This window comes from Sulfurimonas sp. (assembly GCF_028714975.1).
Taxonomy (GTDB): Bacteria; Campylobacterota; Campylobacteria; order Campylobacterales; family Sulfurimonadaceae; genus Sulfurimonas.
Genome location: NZ_JAQTLH010000010.1, coordinates 31,765 through 58,509, shown reverse-complemented (window position 1 = coordinate 58,509; position 26,745 = coordinate 31,765). Strand labels below are relative to the sequence as shown.

Genomic DNA, 26,745 nt, shown 5'->3' with positions numbered 1-26,745 from the left:
TTCTCCTTAGTAATTTCTAGCTTTTAGTTCATGTTTGCCGAGTACGACATCCATGTAGTCAAGCGAAATATTGCCCTCTTTATCCATATATGCCATAGTGTGTTTTAGGAAGTTTTCATCATCGCGAGTGGTAAAATCTTCTCTATAGTGAGCTCCACGACTCTCATTTCTTGCAATAGCACTCTCAACAATAAATGCAGAGTAGTCAATCATATGACCAAATTCGATAGCTTCTTGCATCTCTGTATTGAACACTTTTGATTTATCTTTTATACGGATGTTTTTAAATCTTTCTCTAAGTTCTTTAATTTTGGTAACCGCGATTTCTAAAGTCTCTTTTGTTCTAAATGCACCTGCATTAGCAGTCATACACTGTTGCAGCTCTTCTCTTAAGTTTGTAATTGTTTCGGCACCGTTGTTATTTAGTACAAAATTTATCTCAGCTAAAGCTCTTTGCGCGTCATCTGCGGTTGCAGGGCGAAGAGTGATGTTGTCTATTTCATTAACCATTGTTTTACCGACGAAGCGACCAAATAGAAGTGCTTCAAGAACAGAGTTTGCACCGAGGCGGTTTGCTCCGTGAACGGATACGCATGAACACTCTCCTGCGGCATAGAAACCTTCAACATACTCGGTATTGTTTTTGCGAACATTTCCTGCGATATTTACAGGAATCCCGCCCATCGAGTAGTGAGCAGTTGCAGAGATAAGGATAGGCTCTTTAATCATATCAAGACCTAAGAAAGTGATAGCCAAATCACGAAGTTCAGGCAATCTCTCCATAATCAAATCTTTTCCTAAATGCGTTACATCAATGAAAACTGCATCTTTTCTAGGACCGACACCGCGACCCTCTCTGATTTCATTTAAAATTGCACGGCTTACGACATCTCTTGAAGCTAGTTCCATTGCATTTGGAGCGTATTTCTCCATAAATCTTTCGCCAAGAGAGTTAAAAAGGCGTCCACCTTCTCCGCGAGCCGCTTCAGAGATTAAAACACCGTTTCCTGAAAGACCTGAGGGGTGAAACTGAACAAACTCCATATCTTCAAGTGGAAGACCGTGTCTTGCAACGATTGAGAGACCATCCCCCGTGTTTGCGTGAGCATTTGAGTTGATTTTGTAGCTTCTTGCATATCCGCCGGTTGCAAACATTACCGATTTTGCATTGAAAATCGCAACTTGCATATCTCTGATATTAAATGCAACTACGCCTGAAACTTTACCCTCTTTGTAGATAAGATCCGCAACATACCACTCATCCCAAAATTTTACACCTACGCGAAAAGCTTGCTCATATATAGTTTGAAGAAGCGTTAAACCCGTTCTGTCTTTTGCATAACATGCACGAGGAGATGATTGCCCGCCAAAAGGTCTTTGAGCGATTTTGCCATCAGCCGTTCTGCTAAATGCAGCACCCATTCTCTCAGCCCAGCGAATAGTCTCAGGTGCATTTTTGCACATAAACTCAACAGCATCCTGATCAGCTAAATAGTCACTTCCTTTTACCGTATCAAACTCATGTAGCTCTACGCTGTCTTTGTCGCTAAAAGCAGCATTCACGCCGCCTTGTGCAGCTCCTGAGTGACTTCTAAGCGGATGAAGTTTCGTAATAACCGCAACTTTTTTCCCTGCAATTTGTAACTCTCTTGCAGCGGCACAACCGGCTAAACCGGCACCGACAACAATGGCATCGTAAGTATAAATAGGAATACCCATTAGCTTTCCTTTTGTTTTTAAGAATAAAATATGGTGGATTTTACAATTTTTAGCCTTTGTGAATGATAAAAAGTTGTTATAAATATAAAGAGTGTTCCGTATTCACTCATTTGCAGATAATTGGCAGTGTAGAATTTACACATATCGCTAAAATTTATAGTTCTGATTGAGCTAAATCTTTGATTTGAGAGATTTTATTTTTACCGCTCTTTTGAGCATGAAGCAGAACTTTTTTAGCTTGTCTGATTGACTCTTCCAATGAAACATTATTTGGTTTTATAACATACCCTCCGCTTACCGTAATGTTGATTTCTCCCAATTCCGCCGAGCTTAGTTTTAATTCAGAGATACTCTTGCGGATATTTTCTATCTCTTTAAAGGAGTCCTCTTTTTTTGGTCTTGATAGAATAATAGTAAATTGGTTATAGTCTGTTCTTGAGATAACATCGGCAACCTGCTCATGCAAAGACATCGTAAATGCAATTTTTTTAAGTATGGCTTGTGTGAGCTCTTGAGAATATACTCTGTTTGTTTTTGAAAAATTATCAATTTCCAGTACGCTTACGGATGTGAAGTTATCCTCTTTCATCCCTTTTTTTTCACTATAAGCACTCATAAGCCCTTTTATATTATTTATACCGGTTACGGGATCAAGCAGTATCGGATTGTCCACAGCCATAGATTTCCTGTTCATTCTAACTGAAATAGCACCGACTTCTTGGGAAAAAATGGTGTGCTTTTTATGATTTACATGAAATAGAAATTGTAAATCTTTATATATCATATCGAGTCTTTTTTTGTACCAAATAAAACCCAACAAAGTTATAATAAACACTAAAAATGTTGCATTTTTATGTATATTAAACTTCCTCTGGCTGTATGTTATGTCCTTAAATATTATAGAGTCAATCTGCTTCACAAGAGAGGATGCTTTTTTTTCTAACTCCTCTTTTGTTGTCGTTTCACTTTTACTCTCTTTTTCATAGTAGTAATGGACATAAGCTTCTTTATTAAATGCGGTTGTAAGAGAGTTTAGTTTATCTAAGTCGGATAGATACTCTTTTGAATTTAAAAGTATATATTTTTCCGCAAAGTTATAATCATAAAGAGTGCGAAGTTTATCAATTTCAATATGAAGCTGTTTGCTTTTGCCGTTTAGCTCAATAAACATTAATTCTAAATTATCTTTTGGTAAATTTGTTAGAGAGGAGATAATCTCTTTTTGATTATTTAAATTGTCAATTTTTTTATAAGAATTCAAATGATCAATCGTCGCCAAAATGGCAAGCCCAGCAAATATGCTAACTGCTAAAAGAAAAAAAGAGAGATTTCTAAAAATTTTTTTTATTGAGTGCTTCATCAAAAGTTTCCTATATAGATGATATAATAACCATCTATTTTATATATATTAGCTTTAATTATAACTTAAGGCATTATAAGAAGTTTATTTGAATTTAGAAAATTATTTTATATCGCAGTTTAAAAATAGCCATATCGGTGATGACGGCGCATTGATAAACGACACAGTCTATTCAAAAGATGCATTTTTTGAGGATATTCATTTTAAAACTGCGTGGATGAGTTATTATCAAATAGCAGCAAAAGCGATGGCGGTAAATATCTCGGATGCGGTTGCTATGAACGCCAAACCCAGATACGCGCTTTTAAGTGTTGCTATGCCAAGTAGTATTACAAAATCTCAGGCAAGAGAACTGGCAAACGGATTTAAAGATAGTGCTTCAACATACGGTGTTGAGATAATCGGCGGGGATACCATTGCCAATGTAAAGCTTGACATTACCGTAACGATTATCTCAAAAACGACTAAACCTCTAAGAAGAAAAGGTTTAAAAAAAGGGCATTTGATTGCTTACAGCGGAGAGCTTGGAAGAAGTGCCAAAGATCTAAAAAAGTTGATGAACTTGGGCAAGATTCATAAAAAATCCAAGTTTGTAGACATAAAGTTAAGAGATAAATTTATCTCAAATAGCGCTCGTTTTTTAAGTTGTGGTATGGATATATCCGACGGTCTTTTTAGCGATTTGGGTAAACTCTCATCTATAAATAGAGTCGGCTTTAAATTTTACAAAAAGATTCCAAAGAGTATCGGCTGCAGCGGCGAAGAGTATGAAATGCTCTTTGGTTTTGACAAAAGATACAAAAAAGCTCTTTTACAACGAGCTAAATTAAGCAGAACACCGATAAATATTATCGGAGAATGCGTAAGAAAAAATTACAAAAATATGTGCAAAGCACACCACTTTTAAACAAACAGGATTCACATGGATAGATTTTATTCGCTCTCTCACTCAAGTATAGATTTTCATTTTAAACAGACTCCAAGAGATTTCGTAGTCGAAGAGGTACCTCTTTATGAGTTTTGCGGCGAGGGTGAACACCTTGTTTTGTGTATTAGAAAAAAAGGAATCTCTACTCTTGAACTTGTTTCGATGATTGCCAAATATTTGGGTATAAAAAACAAAGAGATAGGTTACGCAGGCTTAAAAGACAAGCATGCTATGACGAAACAGTATATATCACTTCACAAAAAGTATGAAGCAAAAATGGATGAGTTTGAACATGAAGATGTTAAAATTTTATCGAAAACTTATCATAACAATAAGATTAGAATAGGGCATTTAAGCGGTAATAAGTTTTACATAAAACTAAAAAAAGTAAACCCGACCGCCGGCAGAAAGATAGATGAGGCGTTGAAAAATATAGCTGCTTACGGGATGCCCAACTACTTTGGTTATCAAAGATTCGGAACCGATGGCAACAACCATATTGACGGAGAAAAAATAGCTAAAGGCGAAAAAAAAGAGCGTAACCCAAAAGTAAAACAACTTCTAATCAGCGCATATCAGAGTCATCTTTTCAACTTATGGTTAAGCAGAAGATTAGAGATAAACACTCTTATTCAAAACTTCGAGGTAAAAGAGCTCGAACCGCTTTTAAATATGCCAAAAGACGAACTTCTAAAGATGAAAGCGCAAAAACATCCATTTAAGTTAATCAGTGGCGATATTATGGAGCACTATCCGCACGGAAGACTCTTTGAATTTTGTGGGGAAGAGAATGATTTTGTCAGATTTAACGAAAGAGATATCTCTGTTACGGGGCTTTTATGCGGCAAAAAAACAAGATTGGCTTCAGGCATCGCAAGAGAGATTGAGAAAGATTTTGATGATACCATAGATGAAGACGGCTCAAGAAGATACGCTTGGGTTTTTCCAAAAGATATAGACGGAAGATACAGAAGCGAAGAGGCGCAGTACGAACTGAATTTTTACCTTCCAAAAGGCTCTTATGCAACAGTTTTAATAGAAGAATTAGCGAAAAGGAAAATAAATGAGTAGACATATAACTTCGGCAATTTCACAAATTTTTGGAAAATTTGCAAACAAAGAGTTTCCTAAACCGATTCAAGATTTTATAAACAGCTCTTATGTAAATATTATGGGTTTAGATATGCAAGAGTTTCATACTCCTCAGACATATCACAGTTTAAATGCGCTTTTTACCAGAAAGTTAAGAGAGGATAGAGTTTATTCGCTTGATGCAAATGATTTTATATCACCTTGCGACTCTTTGATCTCCGAATGCGGAGCTTTAAACAATGAGGTTTCGCTTCAAATCAAAGGAATGAGATATAGAAGTTACGATTTGCTGGGTGAGCATTTTACAAAAGAGGAAAAAGAGATAGTAAATAACGGTACATTTATAAACTTTTATCTATCTCCGAAAGATTATCACCGTTACCATATCCCTACAAACTTAAAAGTGTTAAAGGCTGTTCATATCCCCGGTAGATTTTATCCCGTAAATATGCCGTCGCTCAAAAAAAGATTAAATCTTTTTATCGAGAATGAGAGAGTTGTTTTGTTATGTGAGACTGCATCTAAAAAGAGATTTTACATGGTGCTTGTAAGTGCTTTAAATGTCGGCGTAATGCAGGTTGCATTTGAACCGAAAATAAAGACGAATGCCGATATACTCCAAAGCAGTGCTTATAGCTATGACAATCTTTACCTTAATAAAGGTGATGATTTCGGCTGTTTCGAGATGGGTTCAACCATAGTTATATTAGCCGAAAAAAATATGCTTGAACTTGATGTAAAAAGCGGCGAAAATGTTAAATACGGACAAACAATAGCAAAAATCAGTTAAATTTTTTTAAGTATGTACAAGTTTAAATTCTTTACAAATTAGGATTGGTAATGCAGACATTTAAGCTAAGCAAATCGCAGCTTTTTGAAAAGTTCAGTACCGGCGAAAATGGATTAAGCACTAAAGAAGCTAATGCCAGACTTGCAAAATTCGGTTTAAACGAGATTCGAGATACTAACAAGAAAAATTATATAAAAGAGTATTTAAAGCAGTACATACAATTTTTTGCAATTCTGCTTGAAGTAGCGGCTTTTTTGGCTTTTATAGCTGATGTCTATATGCCAAATGAAAGTTATGATATCTTGGCTTATGCAATTATTGTAGCTGTTTTTATAAATGCTACTTTTGCTTTTTGGCAGGAGTATAAAGCTGACAAAGCCATGGAAGCACTTCTGCGATTAATGCCTACAATGGTTAAGGTTTTGCGTGACTCCAATGTAGAGACAATCGATGCCAAAGAGTTGGTTTTAGGAGATATTATTATCCTTGAAGAGGGAGATAAAATTGCTGCCGATGCCGTTTTAATCCAAAACAACGCTCTTTATATAAATACATCAGCCTTAAACGGAGAGTCAATACCATCTAGGCGCGAATCGGAGTGCGATAATAGCATAACTAGAAAATTGGATGCTAAAAATATTGTTTATGCAGGAACCTCTGTCATCTCAGGAAGCGCAGTAGCAGTAGTTATTGCTACTGCTTACACGACAGAATTTGGAAAAATCGCAACTTTAACTAGAAATATAGAAAAAACTCTTACCCCGATGCAAAAAGAGGTAACTCGTATTGTTCATATCCTTACCGTAATTGCTTTGGCAATGGGTGTCATATTTTTTATACTGGGTATATTTTCAGATCAAACTCTTTTGACGGCTGCTATTTTTGCTCTTTCTCTAATAGTAGCAAATGTTCCTGAGGGACTTTTACCTACTATAACACTCTCGCTCTCACTTGCCAGTCAGCGTATGGCACAGCGTAATGCGCTTATTAAAAATCTTGATTCGGTACAAACTTTAGGAAGTGTGACGGTTATATGCACGGATAAGACGGGAACACTTACTCGTAACGAGATGACGCTAAAAGAGATTACATTAGCAGGCGGTGAAAATATAACTCTAAATAAAGAAGGGGATATCAGCGATGTAGAGTTTAGCAAAGAGCGTCTTGATGAACTTCTTCTTGCAGGGGTACTTAATTGTCGTGCGACTATTGAAGATGAAAAACTTTTTGGAGACCCGACGGAACTTGCCATTGTCAGTGCATCAAATAGACGTCTTATAGATACCGATTCTTACAAAAAAATAGATGAAATTCCTTTTACCGGCGATAGAAAAATGATGTCGTCTATTTATGAGAAAGGCGATGAAAAGATACTTTATGCCAAAGGAGCGGCAGAGGTAATATTTGATAAATCTTCTACCTATATAGATAGCAAAGGAGATGTACTGCCTTTTGACGAAGAGGCTAAAAAACGAATGCAAAGCAGTGCCGAAGCTTTTGAAAATGAAGCTTACCGCGTTTTGGCTATCGGAAAAAATTTAGATATTAAAGAAGAGGGATTAACGCTTTTAGGTCTTGTGGCCATTATGGATTTACCGAGACCGGAAGTTAAAGAGGCTATAGAACAGTGCAGGAGAGCCGGTATTCGTACTATGATGATTACCGGAGATAATCATAAAACTGCACAGGCTATAGCTAGAAGAATCGGTTTAGATTATGACGGGGTTTTAACGGGAGAAGAGGTTGAACTCTTAAGTGATAAAGAGTTGGAGAATCGTCTTAAAAATGAGACAATACTATTTGCTCGAATGGCAAGCAGTCAAAAGTTAAAAATTGCTACTGCTCTTCAAAACTGCGGCGAGATTGTCGCAATGACAGGTGACGGCGTAAATGATGCTCCCGCACTAAAGCGTGCCGATATCGGAATTGCCATGGGTTTGACGGGTACGGCTGTAGCAAAAGAAGCTGCCGATATGATTTTGCTTGATGATAATTTTAAATCGATTGTCTCTGCGATAGAAGAGGGTAGGACGGTCTATTTTAATATTAAAAAGTTTGTTACATATATTCTATCTTCAAATGTACCGGAGATAGTGCCGTATATACTTCATTTTTTCTTTAAAATCCCATTGCCTCTTTCAGTTATTCAGATACTCTCCATTGACTTAGGTTCCGATATGTTACCGGGATTGGCACTCGGAAGCGAAAAACCGGAAAAAAATATTATGAATCGACCTCCCGTCGGAGTAAATGAGAAAATATTAGACTGGGAAGTATTTAAGCGCGGTTACTTTTTTATAGGTCTTATTGAAGCAACGGCTGCGATGGTAGCTTTTATAAGTTTTTTATTGGTTCATGGATGGGAATACGGCACTGTTAATATAGACCCTGTTTTACACTCTCAGGCTATGACTATGACACTTTTAGGCGCTATCAGTTGTCAGTTAGTTAATGCTTGGACCATGCGTAGTTGGGAATTTTCGGCATGGAGCATCAGGTGGGACGGCAATAAACTGCTTATTGGAGCAATGGCATTAGAGTTTTTTTGGGTTTGGATGCTGCTTGGATATGAGCCTGTTCAAAAAATTTTTCATACGGCTGATATACCGCTAAGCGACCTTTGGATATTATTACCGTTTCCGATTATACTTTTTAGTAGTCATGAGTTTTATAAGTGGAAAAAAAGAGTTGCAAATATAATGCCTTAATAGTATACTGTTCAAAGAACTGCTTAATAAAAAATATATTAAAATAACTTATAAGATAAAGAGGGGTGTCAGTTGAAAATTTTAGTGGTTGATGACTCAAAAATAGGTCGTATGAGTGTTATAAAAAGTCTTGAGGTCATCAAACCGGATGCTGAGATATTTCAAGCAGTAAACGGGCTTGAGGCATTAGAGCTTTTTAGACAAGAGCGTCCCGATGCCGTTTTTTTAGATTTAACGATGCCTGTAATGGATGGATATGAAGCGCTAAAACGGATAATGGAAGTAGATAAAAATGCTCAGGTCATAATCATAAGTGCGGATATTCAAAATGAGGCAAAACTAAGAGTTTTAGCTGCCGGAGCAAAAAATATGTATCCAAAGCCTATCAATGATGAAAATATGGTACAAATTTTCGAACAAGATTTATCGTTATAAAAGGCAAAAATATTGAATTTAGAATTTAATGAAGATCAGATTGATACACTAAAAGAGTTTATAAATATATCTATGGGTGCAGCTACGGCAAGTTTGGCAAACCTTTTGGATGCGTTTGGAACTATGCATATACCTAAGATTGATATATGCAATAGTAATGAGTTGGCTCAAAAAATTGAATCGACTATAGATCTAAAATCAATGTACTACGCTACAAAGCAGCTCTTTACGGGTAGGTTCGGCGGAGAGTGTATGTTTATTATAAGCGAAGATTCCGCAAAAAACTTGGGCAGACACCTCTATAATGTAACGACCCCTTCAAGAGATGATATAAACGATGCGGTCATAGAACTTACAAATATATTGACATCGACTATTGTCAGCAGATTGACGCAGGAACTAAACACTCAGGTACAGTTTTTTGTACCGTCATCACAATTTATAGATGCAAACTCTATCGTTCATTGCGAGGATGTTTCCGACTACTCTAAAATCATTATAATCAGTACGATTTTGGATTTTAAAGATCAAAAAATAAACGGCAATATTTATATACTCACAAAAGATGAAGCAATAGAGAGTTTAAGGGTATTGATAGATAAAAGAATAGAAGAGATTTACGGATGATAGCGTTAAAATATCCTGATATATTGCTAGATTCACTTGAAAACGGTCATATGATAATTGACGATAAGTTTATAGTTAGCTACTGGAATAGATGGCTATCAATAAACACTCAAATCCCAAAAGGGGAGATAATCGGCAAAAGTTTGAAGGAATTTTATCCTGAAATAAACTATAAAGTTTTCTACAGAAAAATAAGAACCGCATTAGTAATCGGTACCCCGACTTTTTACGACACAAACAGCAGTACTAAATTTATTTCTATGAATAGAAACAAAGTTACTACTTCGTCGCTAAAACTTATGCAGCAGCAAGTTACAATTTCTCCGTATATACTTCATGAGAACAAAGTAATGGTCTCAATATACGATATAAGCGAACTCTTTGAGGCAAAACTTTTGATTAAAAAAGAGATAGTAAAAGTAAGCAGACTTAATGATAAATTAGAAGCCGAAAAAGAGATAATCGATAAAAATATTATGATGGTAAAAACATCGTTCGACGGAATAATAATAGATGTAAGCACACTTTTTTGCCAGTTTTTCGAATTTGAAAAAGATTTTCTTTTGGGAAAAAATATATCAATATTTAAGTCGCCGGATATTCCCGAAGCTACCTATAAAGAGCTGTGGTGGAGTGTAAAAAATAAAAAATCTTGGAGTGGTGAGTTAAAAAATAAAACTTCTAGCGGAGTAGAAAAATGGGTTCAAACAAGGGTGACGCCTATCATGGATGAAAACGGTGAGCTATCCGAGTTTAGTGCCGTTTATCATGATATAACAAATGAGAAACTTCTTGCCCAGCTCTACATTACAGATCCACTCACAAAACTTTACAATCGCGCCCGTTTTGACGAAGTTATAAATTTTATCGTAAAGCATCAAAGAAAAGCGGATACTGATTTTATTTTAGTAATTGCCGACGTCGATTACTTTAAATCTATTAACGATACATACGGTCATCAAGTCGGAGACGAGGCTTTAGTATCTGTTGCAAACAGCCTGAAAAACTCATTAAGAGAAGATGATTTAGTAGCTAGATGGGGCGGCGAAGAGTTTGTAATAATGCTTAAAAATGTAACTTTAGATGAAGCAAAGATGATTATGGAAAAAGTAAGAGAGAGTGTGCAAAAAATTAAAATAAACGATACTATAAGCATCACCGCCTCTTTTGGTCTTACAAAGTATATCATCGGGGAAGATACCAAAAAAACTTTTAAAAGAGTAGACGATGCCCTTTACGAAGCAAAAAATAGCGGTCGTAATAGAGTAGTTATAAAATAGAGTTTTGTAAGAACTCTATTAATTTTTAAAGATGTTTAATTTTTAATTTTATAAAAAGCTGACCATTTTCTTTGTATATCTCTATATCACTCTCGATCGGTTGTTTTCTTTCTCTCAAACTTCCCTGCAACGAATGAAGAGTATGAAGAAAAGTTTGAAACATCGGAACTATGATATAACTAATCTTTGTTTTATGCACCATATCCGATAGTCTGTCTATTACGCAGTAGTAAACTTTTTTGTTTATGGATCTTTGAATCATATAGTCGTGCATAAGTTTTATATTATTCTCTAAGATAATCTTATCAGCTTCGCTAAGAACCATATTTTCATGCACTCTTTTAATGTTATGATTTATCTCATCTTCGACATTATGATTTTGAAGTTTCATTACTTCATCAATGTTTGGACAGATGTTTTTTAACTCTTGAAGCAGATCATCACCAGAAAATCTGGATGTTTTTATATTGTAACTATAAACTTCATTATTTACATACTCATGGTTAATGGATTTTAAAATTTGGGTTGCGATATTTATGTAAACATACTTATCCTCTTTGTTATTGTCAAACTCTATACCCGTATGTGATATGATAGGTTTTGGACCTGCGTATTTTAAACTCATATAAAATCCTTTTTTAACTGATGTTACACATTATTTAAACATTAAATCTAAAGTGCATTATATCACCATCTGCAACAATATACTCTTTCCCCTCTAATCTCATTTTTCCTGCTTCTTTTGCTTTATTCTCACCGCCGCATGCAATATAGTCGTCATAAGCGATAACTTCCGCACGAATAAAACCTTTCTCAAAGTCGTTATGAATTACCGCTGCAGCTTTTGGTGCCGTCGTATTTTTGCGAATAGTCCACGCACGAACCTCTTTCACTCCTGCCGTAAAATAGCTCATAAGACCTAGTTTGTCAAATCCTTTTTGTATGATTTGATTTAGTCCCGACTCTTGTACTCCAAGAGAGCTTAAAAATTCAGCAGCCTCTTCATCTTCAAGACCGATTAGCTCCTCTTCGATTTTTGCACAAAGTTTTATAAGTTCACAGTTATTTTTAGCAGCATGCTCTTTGAGTTTTATAACAAACTCGCTATCCTCAAGCAGACCGTCTTCATCGACATTGGCACCGTACATAATCTCTTTACCCGTTAAAAGTCTAACTTCATGATTGAGCTGTTTGTACTCATCAGTATCTGCTTTAGGAAAGTTTCTAGCTAAATTACCATCAGCCAAAAACTCTAAAAGTTCTTCTGCCAAAGCTAAAAGCGCAGCTGCATTTTTGTCGGTTTTTGCCTGTTTTTTAAGTCTGTCTGCTCTGTTTTGTAAAACCTCGATGTCGGCCAAAATAAGCTCACCCTCAATTATCTCAACATCTCTAAGCGGATCTATGCTTGCCTCTGTATGTACGATGTTGTCATCTTCAAAACATCTAACTATATGTAAAATAACTTCAGTTTCACGGATATTTGATAAGAATTTATTTCCTAAACCCTCACCTTTGCTTGCACCTTTAACCAAGCCTGCAATGTCCACAAAATCAAGCGTTGAGTATTGAATTCGTTCAGGATTTACTATCTTAGCAAGTTCTGTTAATCTTATATCGGGAACAGGAACTATTGCTTTGTTTGGCTCGATTGTACAAAACGGGTAATTTGCCGCTTCTGCATTTTGTGCTTTTGTGAGTGCGTTGAAAGTTGTTGATTTACCTACGTTTGGAAGTCCTACAAGACCTATGCTTAAACCCATAATTGACCTTTTTATTTATATAAATTGTAAAATGATATCAAATGGTTGCTTAGTATCTCGATATTTTATTTTTTTAACTCATTAAGAGCATCAAGTATATTTTTTTGTTTTGCTTTATCCAAAGGAGTACCGCTGGATACAAACATAAAAAATTCTACTCTTCTATTTTTAGCGCGGTTTTCTTCCGTATCGTTTTGAACAAGAGGTTTTGCGGCACCAAATCCCGCAATAGAGAGCCTATCGGGAGAAACACCGTCTTTAATCAATTCTCGCATCACGGCATCAGCTCTATAGTAAGAGAGTTCAATGTTATCTTTAAATACTGAACCTTTTGGTAAAGGTTGATTATCAGTATAACCTCTTATAGAGATATCAACATTCGGCGGAAGTATGTTTATGATGTCAGCAATGCGCCTGATAAAAAGCTCTATTTCTTGATTGTTGATATTTGCGCTTGCACCGTTAAAAGGAACAAAGGCCGGAAGTTTAAGCAGTACTCCGTCAATAGCCTGTTCAAGCGGACCGTTATTTAATGAGGCACTCTTTAACTCTTTTTGAATTTTTTCAACAACTTCCGATACTGTTTTGGCAGTTGTTGCACTCGGCGGTGAATCAACTAAAAGTGAACCTCCGTCTTGAACCGGAACTGCCCCCGCCGGATTGGCTGTTGACTCAGGCGTCGGTTTGCTTTCAGTTACCATATTTACAACCGGAGTCATAGTTTCCGGAACAGGGGCAAAATCATAGATTTTTACAAACTCCTCTTTTACCGCTTTCATTTTTTCTTTATTTGTAGATGCAATAGCGTAAAGTGCGATAAAAAGTGCAAGGAGCAAGCTGAAAAAGTCGGCTGTCGGAACCGCCCATTTTTCACTCGGCGGACATTCTACTTTTTTACATTTATGCTTTTTGCCCATTTTTATCTACTCATTTGCTAAATTGACTATGCTTGTCTTCCGCAGGAGAGAGGAAATTAAGCAGCTTAGCTTCAAGGGAACGAGGATTGTCGCCGTTAGCAATTCCGATTATCCCCTCTAACATCAGTTTTTGCTCTTTTACTATGTGATGAGCTTTTGCTTTTAGCTTTGCTCCCATAGGACCAAATAAAACATACGCACTAAAAATTCCGGTAACGGTAGCCGTAAATGCCCCTGCAATACCTTTTGCCATTTCTGCTGGATTGTCAAGTTTTTGAAGTGCCAAAATAAGCCCCAAAACCGCTCCGACAAGACCGAGAACGGGAGATGTTTCCCCTGCTAAAATCCAGTAGTGCGCGCATCCGTGATAGTAATGTTCCGTCTCTTCAATCGTTAACTCTAAACTCTCAACAATAGCATCTATCTCGTTCCCGTCAACTGCCATGCTTAAGCCCTGCTTTAAAAATGGGCTGTCTAATTGTGAAATTTCCTTCTCAAGCGAGAGTATGCCATTTTTTCTGGCTAGCGAAGATAGTTCTACAATTTGTTTGATTCGGGCGTGAAGATCAACGGGAGATTTTTTAAAAATCATACCGACACTTTTAAATGCGCCGCTGATATACTCAGGATCGGTACTTACCATTGATGCTAAGAGAGTAGTCGGCATAATAATGATTAGTGAGGTAATATGGACGACATGAACGGGGTTTCCGCCCTCCATTAAGTCACCGATAGAAATAGAGGCTATCGCTCCTAGTATTCCTAAAACAACTGTTAAATCCACGGAGCCCTCTTCTTTTTTTGTAATTTTACTATTTTTATAGTATTTGCTTGACTAATTGTACACTATTTTACTAAAACAAAGATTTAATTTTTTTATACTTCTTAAAAATTCGCACATCGAACAAACTAAAGCTATATTTTAAGGTTATTTATTTTCTCTTAAAGCCTCTCTTGATGCTTTGTCGACAAGAGTAAAAAAAATGTCTACTATATCTTTATCTTCGGTTTTTTTATGACCCTTTACCTTGATAAAATCACAATCATAAAGATCCGTCATCTCATAAAATTTTTTATATAGTTCATAATTTCTTATAAGAGCGTTTTTTTTAGTCATATAGTTGTTCTCTTTTATTCGCGCTTGCCTATCTTTTAAAGTCATTATGTTTTGGCAATCAGTATAAACTACGATTTTAGAATTTTTTGTCGGTACCATACTTAGCGCCCACAAAAAAGCTTCAAGCTCTAGTTTGGACGAGTTTGTATTTTCAAATCTTTTGACTTTAATCTTATGCTTAGAAAGAGGTGCTTCCAACTCATACTCGCCTAAGAGCAGATAAGCCCCGTAACCGATATTTGTCTGCGGATTTACGCTTGCATCCGTAAATAAAAAGAGCGTAGGTTTTTTTATATCGACATACATATTAAGGTGTTTTTTCCTTTGATTTTCAGACTAGCATCGCCATAGCAACTCTATGTATGCGGTGATTATACCAAATTTTTTATTTTTGACTTTAAAGGTTCTCTTTTATGATATTTTGAAATAAAATTTTGCTACATTATGTTATTATGCACTCATAATGAAGTTAAGAAAAAAGGAGTAATCAATGGCAGTAAAAGCGGCGATAAACGGGACGGGTAGAATAGGTATGATAGTAGCGAAGATAATCGCTTCAAGAGACGATATCGAGCTGGTGGCGATTAACACGACGGCGACTCCGGAGATGCTTGAGTATCTTTTTAAATTTGACAGCGTGCATAAAGGCATAGATGCAAAGATAATAGATGATAAAACTATAGAAATCGGCGGTAAAAAAGTAGCACTTTTTGCTACCCGTTCTCTTGATGAGTTGGATTTCGGTTCCGTCGGTGCAGAGCTTGTCATTGAGTGTACTGGTGCATTTTTAACAACGCAAAAGGCGCAAAAATATCTCAAAAACGGCGTAAAAAAAGTTGTCATGAGCGCACCTGCAAAAGATGACACTCCTACTTATGTTTTAAATATCAACACGGACAGCTACAAAGGTGAGGTGATTATCTCAAATGCAAGCTGTACGACAAACGCTCTTGCGCCACTTTGTAAAGTTTTAGACGATGCATTTGGAATCCAAAACGGTCTTATGACGACTATCCACTCTTATACGAACGACCAAAATATTTTAGATGTAAAACATAGCTCCGATATGCGTCGTGCGCGCGCAGCAGCAATAAATATGATTCCTACTACGACCGGTGCGGCAAAAGCCATAGGTTTAGTTATGCCGCAACTTCAAGGCAAGCTCAACGGTTATGCGATGCGTGTTCCGACTCCTGATGTTTCGGTTGTGGATTTGACTCTAAACTTAAACAGAGATGTAACAAAAGATGAGATTAACGAGGCGTTTACAAAAGCTTCCAAAGGATCATTTAAAGGGCTTTTAGAGGTAGATAACGAGAAGAGAGTTTCAAGCGATTTTATAGGCTCTACTTACAGTTCAACTTACATCCCTGATATGACAAGCGTTGTAGATAAGCGATGCGTAAAAGTTTTGGCATGGTATGATAACGAGTGGGGATACAGCAGCCGCTTGGTTGATATGTGCGTATTTGTAGGTAATAGGTAGTAGAGTTTTTTGTATAACCTAGATTACTTCGCTTTGCTCGCAATAACTGTCAGATCGTCATTGCGAGGAGGAACGACGAAGCAATCTAAAAATAGGGTTATGCAGAATAACTTTGTAGCAATCTATAAAAATAAGTATAAGGAAAAAGATGAATCTGTTTTCGTACGATATAAGTGAGAAATTTACAAAAAGTGTTGCCTACTTTTCGATGGAGTTTGCAATAGATCAGTCGCTTAAAATATACTCGGGAGGACTCGGTTTTTTAGCCGGTTCACATATGAGAAGCGTATATGATCTCAAACAAAATGTGATCGGAGTCGGGCTTTTATGGAGTTTTGGCTATTATGACCAATCACGCAACGAAGATAGAACGCTAAAACCGCACTACACAAGAAAAGTCTATTACTTTTTAGAAGAACTAGATATAAAAGTTACGGTGAAAATCAATAATGTAAATGTAGTGGTAAAAGGCTTTTTAATTCGCAGCGATATTTTTGGCACTGCTCCGATGATTTTGCTCTCGACCGATACTGATGAGAATGACTACCTCTCTCGAACAATTACGCATAAACTCTATGACTCAAACGAAAGAACAAGGGTAGCTCAAGAGATAGTCTTAGGCATCGGCGGAGCGAAGATGCTCCAAGCCATCAATCATAAAATAGATATCTACCACATGAATGAAGGACATGCACTTCCTCTTGTTTATGAACTTTACGATAGATTTAAAGATATGAATGAAGTAAAAAAACATGTCGTCTTTACGACGCATACACCCGAAGCCGCAGGAAATGAGATACACAATATAAATTTTTTGCATGAGATGGGATTTTTCGGCAGTTTGGATTTGACACAAGCAAGAGCTATAAGCGGCTATGAAAACAGTGATAATTTCAGCCTTACGGTAGGTGCCCTAAGAAGTGCAAAAATAGCAAATGCAGTATCAAAAATACATGGAATGATTGCAAACGAGATGTGGGCGGGTGTTGAAGGCAGGTGCGAAATCATCTCTATTACAAATGCTCAAAACAAGAAGTATTGGACGGATAAAACTCTTATTCGCGCACTTGACGAGCATGAGGATTATGAACTTTTGTCAAGAAAAAAGCACCTAAAGAAGATACTTTTTCATGTTGTTGCAAATCAAACGGGAAAGATGTTTGATCCTGAAGTTTTAACAATCGTTTGGGCAAGAAGATTTGCGGAGTACAAAAGACCCGGTCTGCTTAAATATGACTATGATAGATTTGTAAAACTAATAACCGATACTCAAAAACCGGTTCAGGTTATATGGGCGGGAAAACCGTATCCTGCAGATTACGGAGCCATCGAGATGTTTAATGAACTGATACAGTTAAGTCATAGATTTAAAAATATAGCAGTTCTTATAGGATATGAACTCACTCTCTCAAAACTTCTAAAACAGGGAAGCGATGTTTGGCTAAATACTCCTAGAATTACTCGCGAAGCAAGCGGAACAAGCGGAATGACTGCAAGTATGAACGGCTCAATCCATTTTTCCATAGATGACGGCTGGAATCCTGAATTTGCAAAAAACGGTAAAAATGCTTTTACCATTCCTCCGCTTGATTATAGATTGCCTACTGCAGAACAAGATAGGATTGATAATAAAAATATGATGGATATTTTGGAAAATACCATTATTCCTACCTATTACGACAAACCAAAAGAGTGGGTAGCTATTATGAAGAGCGCTATGAACGATGTAGAGGTTGAGTTTGATTCAGGTCGCTTGGCGATGGAGTATTATGAGAGAATGTTTAACCGTTAGGAAATTACTTAGTTTGTATTAAATAGTATTACACCAAAAGGAGTTAGGTTATGTCATTTGCAATTATGTGTTCAGGCGGCGATGCACCAGGTATGAATCCGGCTATAAAAAAGTTTGTAGATTATGTTTATAAAAAAGGCTCTACTCCTTATCTGATTTATGATGGATTAGAGGGTTTGATAGATAAAAAAATAAAAAAAGCGACTCATTCGGATGTGTCAGGGATACTTCATGATGGAGGAACTATTATCCGTTCTTCTAGGTCCAAGAGATTTTTTGAACATAGCTACAGGATGCAGGCATACTATAATCTCAAAGAGTTTGGCATAACAAAGCTTGTCGTGCTTGGAGGGGACGGCTCTTTTAGGGCGATGCAAATATTTAGCTCCGAGTTTGAACTTAATTTTGTCGGAATTCCCTCAACTATAGATAATGATATTTATGGAACGGATTATTGCTTAGGCGTGGATACCGCTCTTAATGTTATACGAGATGCGCTTGATAAGATTCGAGATACGGCATCCTCATTTAGCCGTGCTTTTTTGGTTGAAGTAATGGGTAGGGATTGCGGATATTTGGCTATCGTATCTTCTATGATAAGCGGTGCGGAAGTTTGCGTCGTGCCTGAAGTTGCCTTTGAGCCAAAAGAACTAACCAAAAGATTGAAAGATGAAGTGAAAAACGGCAGAAACTACATCTTAGCCATTGTTGCCGAGGGTAGCAAGAAAACAACCGAAGTTTTTAATTGGCTTCAAGATGATATAGGCATGGAAACAAGGGTAAGCATACTCGGGCATATCCAAAGAGGCGGAAACCCGACGGTATATGATAGACTTATGGCATTTGATTTTACGATTATCGCAGTGGATCACCTGCTTGTCAATAACAATTCAAATAAAATTGCGGTTTACAAAAAAGGCGAATTCGGTTTGATGGAGATAGAAGATGTCGTCTCAAATAAATATCAACTTCCAAAGCACTATCTTGATGCCCTAAATTTACTTGATTAACAGCACTTTTAACATTAATTTAACGATATAATACTAGAATTAACGCGCGATTAGAAAAATTTCTATAAGAGGTAGTTATGAAAGCTGTAGTTATGGCGGGCGGATTTGGGACAAGAATCCAACCTTTGACACATTCAAGACCAAAACCTATGTTACCGATAGTAAACAGACCTATGATGCAACATACGATGATGATGTTAAGAGATTTGGGTATCTCTGAGTTTATAGTTTTACTCTATTTTAAACCTGAGATTATTCAAAATTATTTCGGTGACGGCAGCGATTTAGGCATAAAAATAACTTATGTTGTTCCTGATGACGATTACGGAACTGCCGGAGCCGTAAAACTTGCTGCCGAGTATATCAGAGATGAAAATTTTATAGTTATAAGCGGTGACTTAGTTACTGATTTTGATTTTGAAAAAATATTTGAGTTTCATAAGCAAAAAGGTGCAAAACTCTCTATCGGTCTAACATCCGTCGAAAATCCGCTTCAATTTGGCGTAGTGATAGCCAATGAAGATAATATCATAGAGAAATTTTTAGAAAAACCGAGCTGGGGGGAGGTTTTTAGCGATACCATCAACACCGGTATATATATAATCGAGCCTGAAATATTAAACTATATTCCAAAAGGGGAGAATTTCGATTTTGCCAAAAATCTCTTTCCTTTGCTGATGAGCAGAGGTGTTGATTTGATGGGATATAACTTGGAGGGGTATTGGAGAGATGTCGGAAATCCCGAGAGTTACCGCGAAGTATATGATGATATTTTAAACTCAAGAGTAAATTTTAAGCTTGAGGGCATAATAAAAAATTATGCAGACGGCACTTTGTACAGCGATGAGGAGTATAATCTAAGCTCTACTATCAAAATTTTGGGAACCGTCGTACTTGGCAAAAATGTAAAAATAAAAGACGGCGTTAAACTAAACAATGTGGTAATCGGGGATGATGTAACCATAGGCAGCGGCTGCTGTATCTCAAATAGCGTTATTTGGGAAAATGTAAAAATAAAAAGCAGTGTAAAACTTGACAATGCCGTTATATGCAGCAACAATATAATCGATAAAAATGTAACCGCAAAAGCAGGACTAATTCTTGCCGAGGGTTGCGAAGTGGGGGAACTTGCCTCTTTTGAGCAGGATGTAACTATTTGGCCTGACAAAAAGATAGAAGCAGCTTCAATCGTCAGCCACAATCTTGTCTGGGGAAGCAGATATAAAAACTCCATCTTTGAAAACGGGACAGTATCCGGCAAAAGCAATGTCGAACTCTCATGCGAAATGGCTACAAAATTAGCCGAAGCTTTTGCTGCGCAGCTTCCCATTGGAGTGAAAATAGTAGTAGGAAGGGATTATAACAAAAGCTCAAGAATGTTAAAAAGAGCTTTTTTAGGAGGTCTTTTATCTGCAGGAATTGATGTTTTGGATTTAAAAAGCACGCCGCCGTCCGTTTTGCGATACACGCTTGCAAATAATCCTAAATTAGCCGGCGGTGCGCACTTTAAACAGGATATTTTCAATCCCGCAAACTCCGAAATTACTCTTTTTAACGAAGAATCTATCCGTATCGACTCAAGCAGTGCCAAAAACATCGAAAAAGCATTTTTTACGGAAAAATTTAGAAGGGTTGATTTTTCACAAATCGGAGAGATTAAAGAGACTATGCACTTTAAAGAGTGCAATAACTACAAATCTGCGATAGAGAGCAAAATAAATCAAAATATTATAAAGTGCGGTACATTTAAAGTTGCGGTTGATTTGATGCACGGCTCAACCGGAGATATTTTTCCAAATATTTTAAATGATATCGGTGTCGAAAATATCGTGCTAAATGCTTACTATGATGAGCATAAACTATCAAATTTTATCGCTTTAAAAAAACGCTCAGATGATAATATCTCAAAAATCGTATCAAGCCTAAACTACAATATGGGATTGATGATATACCCTAATGCGCAGAGTATATGTTTTGTAACCGATGAGGGCGAAGTTTTAGATATGGTAAAGGGCTTATTGGTAGTTTTACATCTGCTTAATATGTACTCAAATGATGAGAAAAAAAGAGTCTTTTTACCTACTTGGGCGCCTGATATTATCCGTTTTGAAAATCTTGACATTCAAAGAGGAAAGTATGCCAATTTTAAAGCTGCACAAATGAGAGAGTACTCTTTGGTCGCAACGGTTGACGGTAACTTTGCTTTTACGGAGTTTGGCGTCTCAAGAGATGCTATTTATGCAAGTTTAAAGATTATGGAGATGCTTAGCTGCAGCCACCTAAAACTCTCAGAGATATCAAAAATGATTGAGAGTTTTTACTATGCACAAGAGAAGATTGATTGCACGCAGGCTTTAAAAGGCAAAATAATGAGAAAATTTCTAAAAGATGCGAAGGGCAAAAAATCATCCAACCAAGACGGCGTAAAGATTTGGGAAAATGAGACGGATTGGATATTGATGATTCCTGATCAATACAATGATCACCTAAATCTATACATACAAGCAAGCAGCGAGGAGAACGGTGTGGCTTTACTAGAGAGTTATACGCAAAAAATTCAAAACTATGCAAAAGATATAGCGTGAATCTAAGTTTTATATGGCATATGCATCAACCTGATTATCGAGATGAATTTGGCGTTATGCAGATGCCGTGGGTATTTTTACATGCTATAAAAGATTACTACGATATGCCGTGGATGTTAACGAGATACAGCGGACTTAAGGCTACTTTTAACATAACTCCGCCTCTTATACGGCAGTTAGAACTCTACTATGAAAATCCGCAAAATAACGATAAATTTTTAAACCTTTGGCTAAGAGATATAAGCTCCCTAAACAGAACCGAGTATCGATGGATGATAAAAATATGCAAAAGCACTCCTTATGAAACTATGGTATCTAAGATAGCCTATTATGACGAGCTGTACAAAAAAGAGAGTTACACTAATCAAGAGTTTTTTGATTTGGAGATTTTATTTCTGCTCTCTTGGTGTGGAGTTTATCTTAGAGCAAATAACACGGTCGTAAAAGAGATGTTACAAAGGAAAAACGGTTTTGTCTATGAGGATAAACTCTCTTTATTGCGTGAGCTAACTAACTTTGTAAAAGGGATTTTTGATTATTATGCAGAGTTAAAAAACAATGGTGTTATATCTATCTCTACAACCCCGCTAAATCACCCGATTCTGCCGCTTCTGCTTGATATGAATAGCGCAAAAATCGCAAACAAGAGCACAAATATCCCTAAATACCATTTAAGCCTAAAAGATGATGCTCTATTGCAAATCACAAGAGCCAAAGAGCTGTTTATGAATACTTTTGGTTTTCTTCCCGATGGTTTTTGGCCTGCCGAGGGTGCAGTTGACGCAAATAGCGTAGCCCTGCTTAGTGAATGTGGAGTTAAATGGATAGCGACTGATGAAGAGATACTTTTTCGCTCCATAAATTTAAGAGATAGAGCGGCTCTTTACGCTCCATATGAATATCATGATATGTGCATAGCTTTTAGAGACCATCACTTAAGCGATCTTATAGGCTTTACATATAAATTTTGGGAACCACAAAGAGCTGTCAAAGATTTTATGTCTTATTTATCATCCATAAATGACCAAAACGAAGACGCTACCGTTTTTATAATCCTTGACGGTGAGAATGCTTGGGAGTTTTATGATAATAATGCGTTTGACTTTTTTGACGAACTTTACAAAACCCTAAGTGCTGCTTCTTGGCTAAAAACTCTCCATATGCAAGATGTTTATGGGCTTCCTAGAAAAAAATTAAGCAAACTCTCTGCAGGAAGCTGGATACACGGCGAGTTCAATACCTGGGTAGGGCATAAAGAGAAGAGTCGCGGCTGGGAGCTGATATTTATAACCAAAAGAGATTATGAACATCATAAAGATTCGCTTGACGATGATACGAAAGCCAAGATTACGGAGCATTTTTTAGCCTCCGAGTGTTCCGATTGGTTTTGGTGGTACGGGGATGATCACTTTACGGAGTTTGGTTTAGAGTTTGATGCTCTTTTTAGAGCTCATCTTATCTCTATATACAATCTTATGAAAATAGCTCCGCCGTTGGATCTCTTTGAACCGATTATACAAAACAGAAGTTCCGTAAATTTTTTACTAAAACCGCAATCATATATATCTCCGCAAATAAACGGGAAACACGGCTCATTTTTTGAGTGGATAGGCAGTGGAGTAGTACACGAAAACAGAACCTCATCAACTATGGATATGCCAAAGAGTCCCGTTGAGAAGATATTTTACGGGCAGGATGATGAAAATATATACTTTGCTTTTGATGCTGATTTAGAGATGATAAAGAACTGCAATATGCTTCGTCTTATCATAGACCCGATTGGTTTTAACGAAGAGATAAATATAGGCGATAAAAAACACTACTTTGGCAGCAGTGCTAATATTGTTTATGAAGTTGCGTATGAAGATTGGATTGAGATTAGGATAGATAAAAGTTTTATAAAAGAACAAAAGTTGGATTTTCGTTTTGAACTCTCAAGCGGCGATGCCGTTATACAGACACTGCCTGGTTTTGGAGTACTTGAGATAGATATGGATAGCGATTTTAGCGATAGATGGTTTATATAATATGAAAAAAGTAAAATTACTCTTTGGCGTACATATGCATCAACCCGTTGATAATTTCGGCGATGCGGTTGATAAGGCAATAGAGTTGTGCTATGCTCCTTTTTTTGCGACAATGAGAAACTATCCCGATTTTAAGTTTGCAGTACACTCAAGCGGATGGCTCTTAAACGAGATAAAAACAAAACATCCAAAAATATTTCAAGATATGGAGTATCTAACAAAAAAAGGCTCCATAGAGTGGGTAGGGGCAGGGTACTATGAACCGGTACTAAGTGCCATCAGCTCAAAAGACAGAAGAGCGCAGATGAATAAACTTAGCTCATATCTTAAAAAAAATCTAAAATCAGCTCCGAGAGGTGCATGGCTTACAGAGAGAGTTTGGGAAAGCTCAATTGTACCTGATTTAGCGGCATGCGGCTTAGAATATGTAGTGGTTGATGATTATCACTTCTTAAGCAGCGGTTTTGATAACAGCGCGATGGATGGATACTATGAGAGTGAGGAGGGCGGAGAAAAAATAGCTCTATTTCCTATCTCTGCAGCTCTTAGATACGCACTCCCGTTTTTTAGCGTAGAGCGCTCAATAGAAGCAATTTTAAATTGCGCAAAGAGTGATAACAGTGCCGCTATTATATTTGACGATATGGAGAAATTTGGACTTTGGCCAAAAACACATGAGTGGGTTTATGAGAAAAAGTGGCTTGAGAGATTTGTTGAAGCAGTTTTGGCTGATGAGAGAATTACTACAATGCACTACAAAGAGTATCTTCATACCAACCGCTCAAAAGGTTTGGCATATCTAAACAATACATCATACTTTGAGATGGGAGAGTGGAGCCTAAAAAGTCATCAAAATCTAGCGTTAGAGTCTTTAAAAAAGAGCGTGGGGGATGAGTACTTTAAAAAAGAGGGTGTAGCACTCATAAAAGGCGGTATCTGGAAAAACTTTTTTATTAAATATCGTGAGAGCAACCATATCCACAAAAGAATGATGCATCACTCTTTGCATCAAGAGAGGCTTAAAAAAGATGCTCTTGAGAGTCTTTACAAACTCCAAACCAATGATGTTTTATGGCACGGCGTTTTTGGAGGATTGTATCTTCCGAATCTACGAGATAACGCATATAGCTATCTTTTGGAGATAGAAGCATCGCTTGCTAAAGAGAAGCCTGCTTTTTCATTTTTTGATATAGACAAAGACGGGTATGAGGAGCTAAAAGTTTTAACCAAAAACTTAAGTCTCGTTTTTTCATCAAAATACGGCGCGCAGCTTATAGAGTTCGGCTCATTAGAAAAGCTCTTTAATTGGCAAAATACGCTGATGCGCCGCCATGAAGCCTATCATGAGAAGATTTTACATCCGACGCCAAAAATCTATAAAGAGAATAGCGGCGAAGATGAGATAGCCACCATTCATAATGATGAGGTTGCCATTAATGAAAACTTCAAAGATGAGCTTATTTATGATTGGCATCCGAAATACTCATTTATAGACCATATCTGCAGTGATGAGTTCTCTTTTGATAGTTTTAAGAGAGCGAGCTTTAATGAAGTCGGCGATTTTGCAAATCAACCATTTGAGTTTGATGAAGAGAAGATGACATTTAGAAGAGAGGGCGGAGTATATTTGGATAAAAAATATGATACCTCTCTTACTAAAAAGTATGGATTTGGCAAAAGCAGTATATCGCTAGATTTAAGTACGGTGAGTGATTTTACTCATAAACTTCACTATGGTATGGAGTTTAATTTTCACTTTGCACACCCTCATAAAGTGCTTATAAACTCTCAAGCACTAGGCAACGGGGTCGTTTTAACGGATATAGAGAGTATAGTTTTAAAAGATGATTACACGCAAAAATCTCTAAAAATCTCTTTGAATAAAAAATGCACCGTGTACGCTTATATCTTAAATACGCTTTCACAAAATGAGAGCGGCTTTGAACTGACTGCGCAACAGATATCTCTGCTTTTTTCTATACCGTTTTTGAGTTCACTGGATTTAACCATATCACTGGAGGTTTGCGATGTCTGAGATAAGAAGGGATCGTATCCATAACGAGTATGTCTTAATCGCTCCGGAGAGGCTTCATAGACCGGATTTGCATACCAAATGTCAAAAACAAAAAGGCTCCAAGACAAAATGTCCGTTTTGCGATGGAAACGAGTCTCTCACGCCAAAAGAGCTTTATGCTATAAGAGATAATGAGCCAAATAGCAGCGGTTGGAAAACCAGAGTGGTTCCTAATCTATACAAAGCCGTACAAGTTGAACTTGAAGATATCTCTCTAAGAAACGGGCTTTTTGAGTATATTCCCGGAGTCGGTGCGCATGAGATTTTAATTGACTATCCATGTCATGATTGTAAAATAGAAAATCTTGAAGTATCTGACATCGAAAATTGGCTAAGAAGTATGATTATAAGGATTGATGACCTTAAAAAAGATAGAAGACTTATCTATCTTAGTATTTTTAAAAACAGCGGGGCAAATGCAGGAGCTACACAAGATCATCCGCATACGCAGATACTAGCTCTTCCCATAACGCCGCAGAGCGAACAAAATTTTTTAGAACAAAATATGCGATACTATCATCGTCACGGCAGAGGAAAAATTGAAGATATAGTTTATAACGAGATTGAAGCACAAGAAAGAGTCATCTATAACGAAGGAAACTTTGCCGCTTTTTGTCCTTATGCCAGCGGCTATCCGTTTGAAGTTATGATTGCGCCTAAAAAAAACATCGTAAGCCTTGAAAAATGTTCAAGGGACGACATAGTCTCGCTTAGCCAATGCATAAAAGATGTATTTGAAAAGTTGAGCGCTCAACTCGGCGATTTTGACTACAATATCTACTTTTCTCTTCCACCGATAAACACAAACTTTGAAAATGAGAGTTACATCCCATATCTTCATAAAAACTATCGTTTTAGTATCCGTATAATCCCTAGAATCTACCACTTAGGCGGATTTGAGATATCTACAAATATGACGATAAATCCCGTAGCACCGGAAGAGTGCGCGGCACTGCTTAACTCTGTTGTGAAATGATGATGAAGATTTTATTAATAAGTAGTATAATACGAGATATTTAGATATATTTAGGATTTTAA

21 protein-coding genes are annotated in these 26,745 nt (G+C 36.9%); 14 read left to right on the top strand and 7 right to left on the bottom strand.

Translation table 11 applies throughout. From position 1 onward, the window contains the following. Positions 1 to 6: 6 nt before the first annotated feature. Positions 7 to 1,719: a succinate dehydrogenase flavoprotein subunit gene (gene sdhA / locus PHQ93_RS09225; protein WP_299943466.1), complete on the bottom strand. Its 1,713-nt coding sequence runs from the start codon at positions 1,717 to 1,719 to the stop codon at positions 7 to 9. A gap of 154 nt (positions 1,720 to 1,873) precedes the next feature. After that, entirely contained in the window at positions 1,874 to 3,079 is a 1,206-nt protein-coding gene (locus tag PHQ93_RS09220; RefSeq protein ID WP_299943463.1) for a GGDEF domain-containing protein, read from the bottom strand. 88 nt (positions 3,080 to 3,167) lie between these two features. Between PHQ93_RS09220 and PHQ93_RS09215 the strand changes: the two genes are divergently transcribed. The 7 genes from PHQ93_RS09215 to PHQ93_RS09185 all read left to right on the top strand — a co-directional run bounded on the left by PHQ93_RS09215 (position 3,168) and on the right by PHQ93_RS09185 (position 10,939). Next, on the top strand, positions 3,168 to 3,986 hold the full coding sequence (locus tag PHQ93_RS09215; RefSeq protein ID WP_299943460.1) for a thiamine-phosphate kinase: 819 nt from the start codon (positions 3,168 to 3,170) through the stop codon (positions 3,984 to 3,986). A gap of 15 nt (positions 3,987 to 4,001) precedes the next feature. After that, a complete protein-coding gene (truD, locus tag PHQ93_RS09210) occupies positions 4,002 to 5,078 on the top strand; it encodes a tRNA pseudouridine(13) synthase TruD (protein ID WP_299943457.1) in 1,077 nt (358 codons plus the stop codon). Next, a complete protein-coding gene (locus PHQ93_RS09205; RefSeq protein WP_299943454.1) occupies positions 5,071 to 5,889 on the top strand; it encodes a phosphatidylserine decarboxylase in 819 nt (272 codons plus the stop codon). The genes truD and PHQ93_RS09205 overlap by 8 nt, the downstream gene beginning before the upstream one ends. Positions 5,890 to 5,939: 50 nt before the next feature. After that, a complete protein-coding gene (locus PHQ93_RS09200; RefSeq protein WP_299943451.1) occupies positions 5,940 to 8,597 on the top strand; it encodes a cation-transporting P-type ATPase in 2,658 nt (885 codons plus the stop codon). 72 nt (positions 8,598 to 8,669) lie between these two features. Beyond that, positions 8,670 to 9,032: a response regulator gene (locus PHQ93_RS09195; RefSeq protein ID WP_299943448.1), complete on the top strand. Its 363-nt coding sequence runs from the start codon at positions 8,670 to 8,672 to the stop codon at positions 9,030 to 9,032. Positions 9,033 to 9,044: 12 nt separating this feature from the next. Beyond that, positions 9,045 to 9,659: a chemotaxis protein CheC gene (locus tag PHQ93_RS09190; protein ID WP_299943445.1), complete on the top strand. Its 615-nt coding sequence runs from the start codon at positions 9,045 to 9,047 to the stop codon at positions 9,657 to 9,659. Then, positions 9,656 to 10,939 carry a diguanylate cyclase gene (locus PHQ93_RS09185; protein WP_299943442.1) on the top strand — a complete coding sequence of 428 codons (1,284 nt, stop codon included), beginning with the start codon at positions 9,656 to 9,658 and terminating at the stop codon, positions 10,937 to 10,939. Before PHQ93_RS09190 ends, PHQ93_RS09185 begins: the two co-directional genes overlap by 4 nt. 25 nt (positions 10,940 to 10,964) lie before the next feature. Here PHQ93_RS09185 and PHQ93_RS09180 read toward each other — a convergent pair whose 3' ends face one another. From PHQ93_RS09180 to PHQ93_RS09160, 5 genes are all read right to left on the bottom strand, one after another. After that, positions 10,965 to 11,564 (bottom strand): hypothetical protein, encoded by a 600-nt coding sequence (locus PHQ93_RS09180; protein ID WP_299943439.1) that lies wholly within the window; start codon positions 11,562 to 11,564, stop codon positions 10,965 to 10,967. Between the two features lie 34 nt (positions 11,565 to 11,598). Further along, positions 11,599 to 12,699, bottom strand: a complete 1,101-nt coding sequence (gene ychF, locus PHQ93_RS09175; protein WP_299943436.1) for a redox-regulated ATPase YchF — start codon at positions 12,697 to 12,699, stop codon at positions 11,599 to 11,601. Positions 12,700 to 12,764: 65 nt separating this feature from the next. Then, the gene (gene motB / locus PHQ93_RS09170; protein ID WP_299943433.1) at positions 12,765 to 13,616 is read right to left on the bottom strand and encodes a flagellar motor protein MotB; all 852 of its coding nucleotides are present in this window, start codon (positions 13,614 to 13,616) and stop codon (positions 12,765 to 12,767) included. A 10-nt stretch (positions 13,617 to 13,626) separates the two neighbouring features. After that, on the bottom strand, positions 13,627 to 14,400 hold the full coding sequence (motA, locus tag PHQ93_RS09165; protein ID WP_299943430.1) for a flagellar motor stator protein MotA: 774 nt from the start codon (positions 14,398 to 14,400) through the stop codon (positions 13,627 to 13,629). A 144-nt stretch (positions 14,401 to 14,544) separates the two neighbouring features. Further along, on the bottom strand, positions 14,545 to 15,039 hold the full coding sequence (locus PHQ93_RS09160; protein WP_299943427.1) for a ribonuclease HI: 495 nt from the start codon (positions 15,037 to 15,039) through the stop codon (positions 14,545 to 14,547). Positions 15,040 to 15,223: 184 nt separating this feature from the next. Between PHQ93_RS09160 and gap the strand changes: the two genes are divergently transcribed. The 7 genes from gap (at position 15,224) to PHQ93_RS09125 (ending at position 26,683) form a co-directional block, all read left to right on the top strand. Next, entirely contained in the window at positions 15,224 to 16,219 is a 996-nt protein-coding gene (gene gap, locus PHQ93_RS09155; protein ID WP_299943424.1) for a type I glyceraldehyde-3-phosphate dehydrogenase, read from the top strand. Positions 16,220 to 16,367: 148 nt separating this feature from the next. Then, the gene (glgP, locus tag PHQ93_RS09150) at positions 16,368 to 18,011 is read left to right on the top strand and encodes an alpha-glucan family phosphorylase (RefSeq protein WP_299943421.1); all 1,644 of its coding nucleotides are present in this window, start codon (positions 16,368 to 16,370) and stop codon (positions 18,009 to 18,011) included. A 50-nt stretch (positions 18,012 to 18,061) separates the two neighbouring features. Further along, the gene (locus PHQ93_RS09145; protein WP_299943418.1) at positions 18,062 to 19,021 is read left to right on the top strand and encodes a 6-phosphofructokinase; all 960 of its coding nucleotides are present in this window, start codon (positions 18,062 to 18,064) and stop codon (positions 19,019 to 19,021) included. Between the two features lie 77 nt (positions 19,022 to 19,098). Further along, positions 19,099 to 21,606 (top strand): sugar phosphate nucleotidyltransferase, encoded by a 2,508-nt coding sequence (locus tag PHQ93_RS09140; protein WP_299943415.1) that lies wholly within the window; start codon positions 19,099 to 19,101, stop codon positions 21,604 to 21,606. Beyond that, positions 21,603 to 23,633 carry a glycoside hydrolase family 57 protein gene (locus PHQ93_RS09135; protein WP_299943412.1) on the top strand — a complete coding sequence of 677 codons (2,031 nt, stop codon included), beginning with the start codon at positions 21,603 to 21,605 and terminating at the stop codon, positions 23,631 to 23,633. Before PHQ93_RS09140 ends, PHQ93_RS09135 begins: the two co-directional genes overlap by 4 nt. A gap of 1 nt (position 23,634) precedes the next feature. Further along, positions 23,635 to 25,668 carry an alpha-amylase/4-alpha-glucanotransferase domain-containing protein gene (locus tag PHQ93_RS09130; protein ID WP_299943409.1) on the top strand — a complete coding sequence of 678 codons (2,034 nt, stop codon included), beginning with the start codon at positions 23,635 to 23,637 and terminating at the stop codon, positions 25,666 to 25,668. Beyond that, positions 25,661 to 26,683: a UTP--glucose-1-phosphate uridylyltransferase gene (locus PHQ93_RS09125; protein WP_299943406.1), complete on the top strand. Its 1,023-nt coding sequence runs from the start codon at positions 25,661 to 25,663 to the stop codon at positions 26,681 to 26,683. Before PHQ93_RS09130 ends, PHQ93_RS09125 begins: the two co-directional genes overlap by 8 nt. The last annotated feature ends 62 nt before the right edge of the window (positions 26,684 to 26,745 follow it).

Excerpts from the sequence above, each read along its gene's own strand:
- sdhA (WP_299943466.1), bottom strand. The coding sequence starts at position 1,719 with ATGGGTATTCCTATTTATACTTACGATGCCATTGTTGTCGGTGCCGGT.
- PHQ93_RS09220 (WP_299943463.1), bottom strand. The coding sequence starts at position 3,079 with ATGAAGCACTCAATAAAAAAAATTTTTAGAAATCTCTCTTTTTTTCTT.
- truD (WP_299943457.1), top strand. The coding sequence starts at position 4,002 with ATGGATAGATTTTATTCGCTCTCTCACTCAAGTATAGATTTTCATTTT.
- PHQ93_RS09205 (WP_299943454.1), top strand. The coding sequence starts at position 5,071 with ATGAGTAGACATATAACTTCGGCAATTTCACAAATTTTTGGAAAATTT.
- PHQ93_RS09200 (WP_299943451.1), top strand. The coding sequence starts at position 5,940 with ATGCAGACATTTAAGCTAAGCAAATCGCAGCTTTTTGAAAAGTTCAGT.
- PHQ93_RS09185 (WP_299943442.1), top strand. The coding sequence starts at position 9,656 with ATGATAGCGTTAAAATATCCTGATATATTGCTAGATTCACTTGAAAAC.
- PHQ93_RS09180 (WP_299943439.1), bottom strand. The coding sequence starts at position 11,564 with ATGAGTTTAAAATACGCAGGTCCAAAACCTATCATATCACATACGGGT.
- ychF (WP_299943436.1), bottom strand. The coding sequence starts at position 12,699 with ATGGGTTTAAGCATAGGTCTTGTAGGACTTCCAAACGTAGGTAAATCA.
- motB (WP_299943433.1), bottom strand. The coding sequence starts at position 13,616 with ATGGGCAAAAAGCATAAATGTAAAAAAGTAGAATGTCCGCCGAGTGAA.
- PHQ93_RS09160 (WP_299943427.1), bottom strand. The coding sequence starts at position 15,039 with ATGTATGTCGATATAAAAAAACCTACGCTCTTTTTATTTACGGATGCA.
- gap (WP_299943424.1), top strand. The coding sequence starts at position 15,224 with ATGGCAGTAAAAGCGGCGATAAACGGGACGGGTAGAATAGGTATGATA.
- glgP (WP_299943421.1), top strand. The coding sequence starts at position 16,368 with ATGAATCTGTTTTCGTACGATATAAGTGAGAAATTTACAAAAAGTGTT.
- PHQ93_RS09145 (WP_299943418.1), top strand. The coding sequence starts at position 18,062 with ATGTCATTTGCAATTATGTGTTCAGGCGGCGATGCACCAGGTATGAAT.
- PHQ93_RS09140 (WP_299943415.1), top strand. The coding sequence starts at position 19,099 with ATGAAAGCTGTAGTTATGGCGGGCGGATTTGGGACAAGAATCCAACCT.
- PHQ93_RS09130 (WP_299943409.1), top strand. The coding sequence starts at position 23,635 with ATGAAAAAAGTAAAATTACTCTTTGGCGTACATATGCATCAACCCGTT.
- PHQ93_RS09125 (WP_299943406.1), top strand. The coding sequence starts at position 25,661 with ATGTCTGAGATAAGAAGGGATCGTATCCATAACGAGTATGTCTTAATC.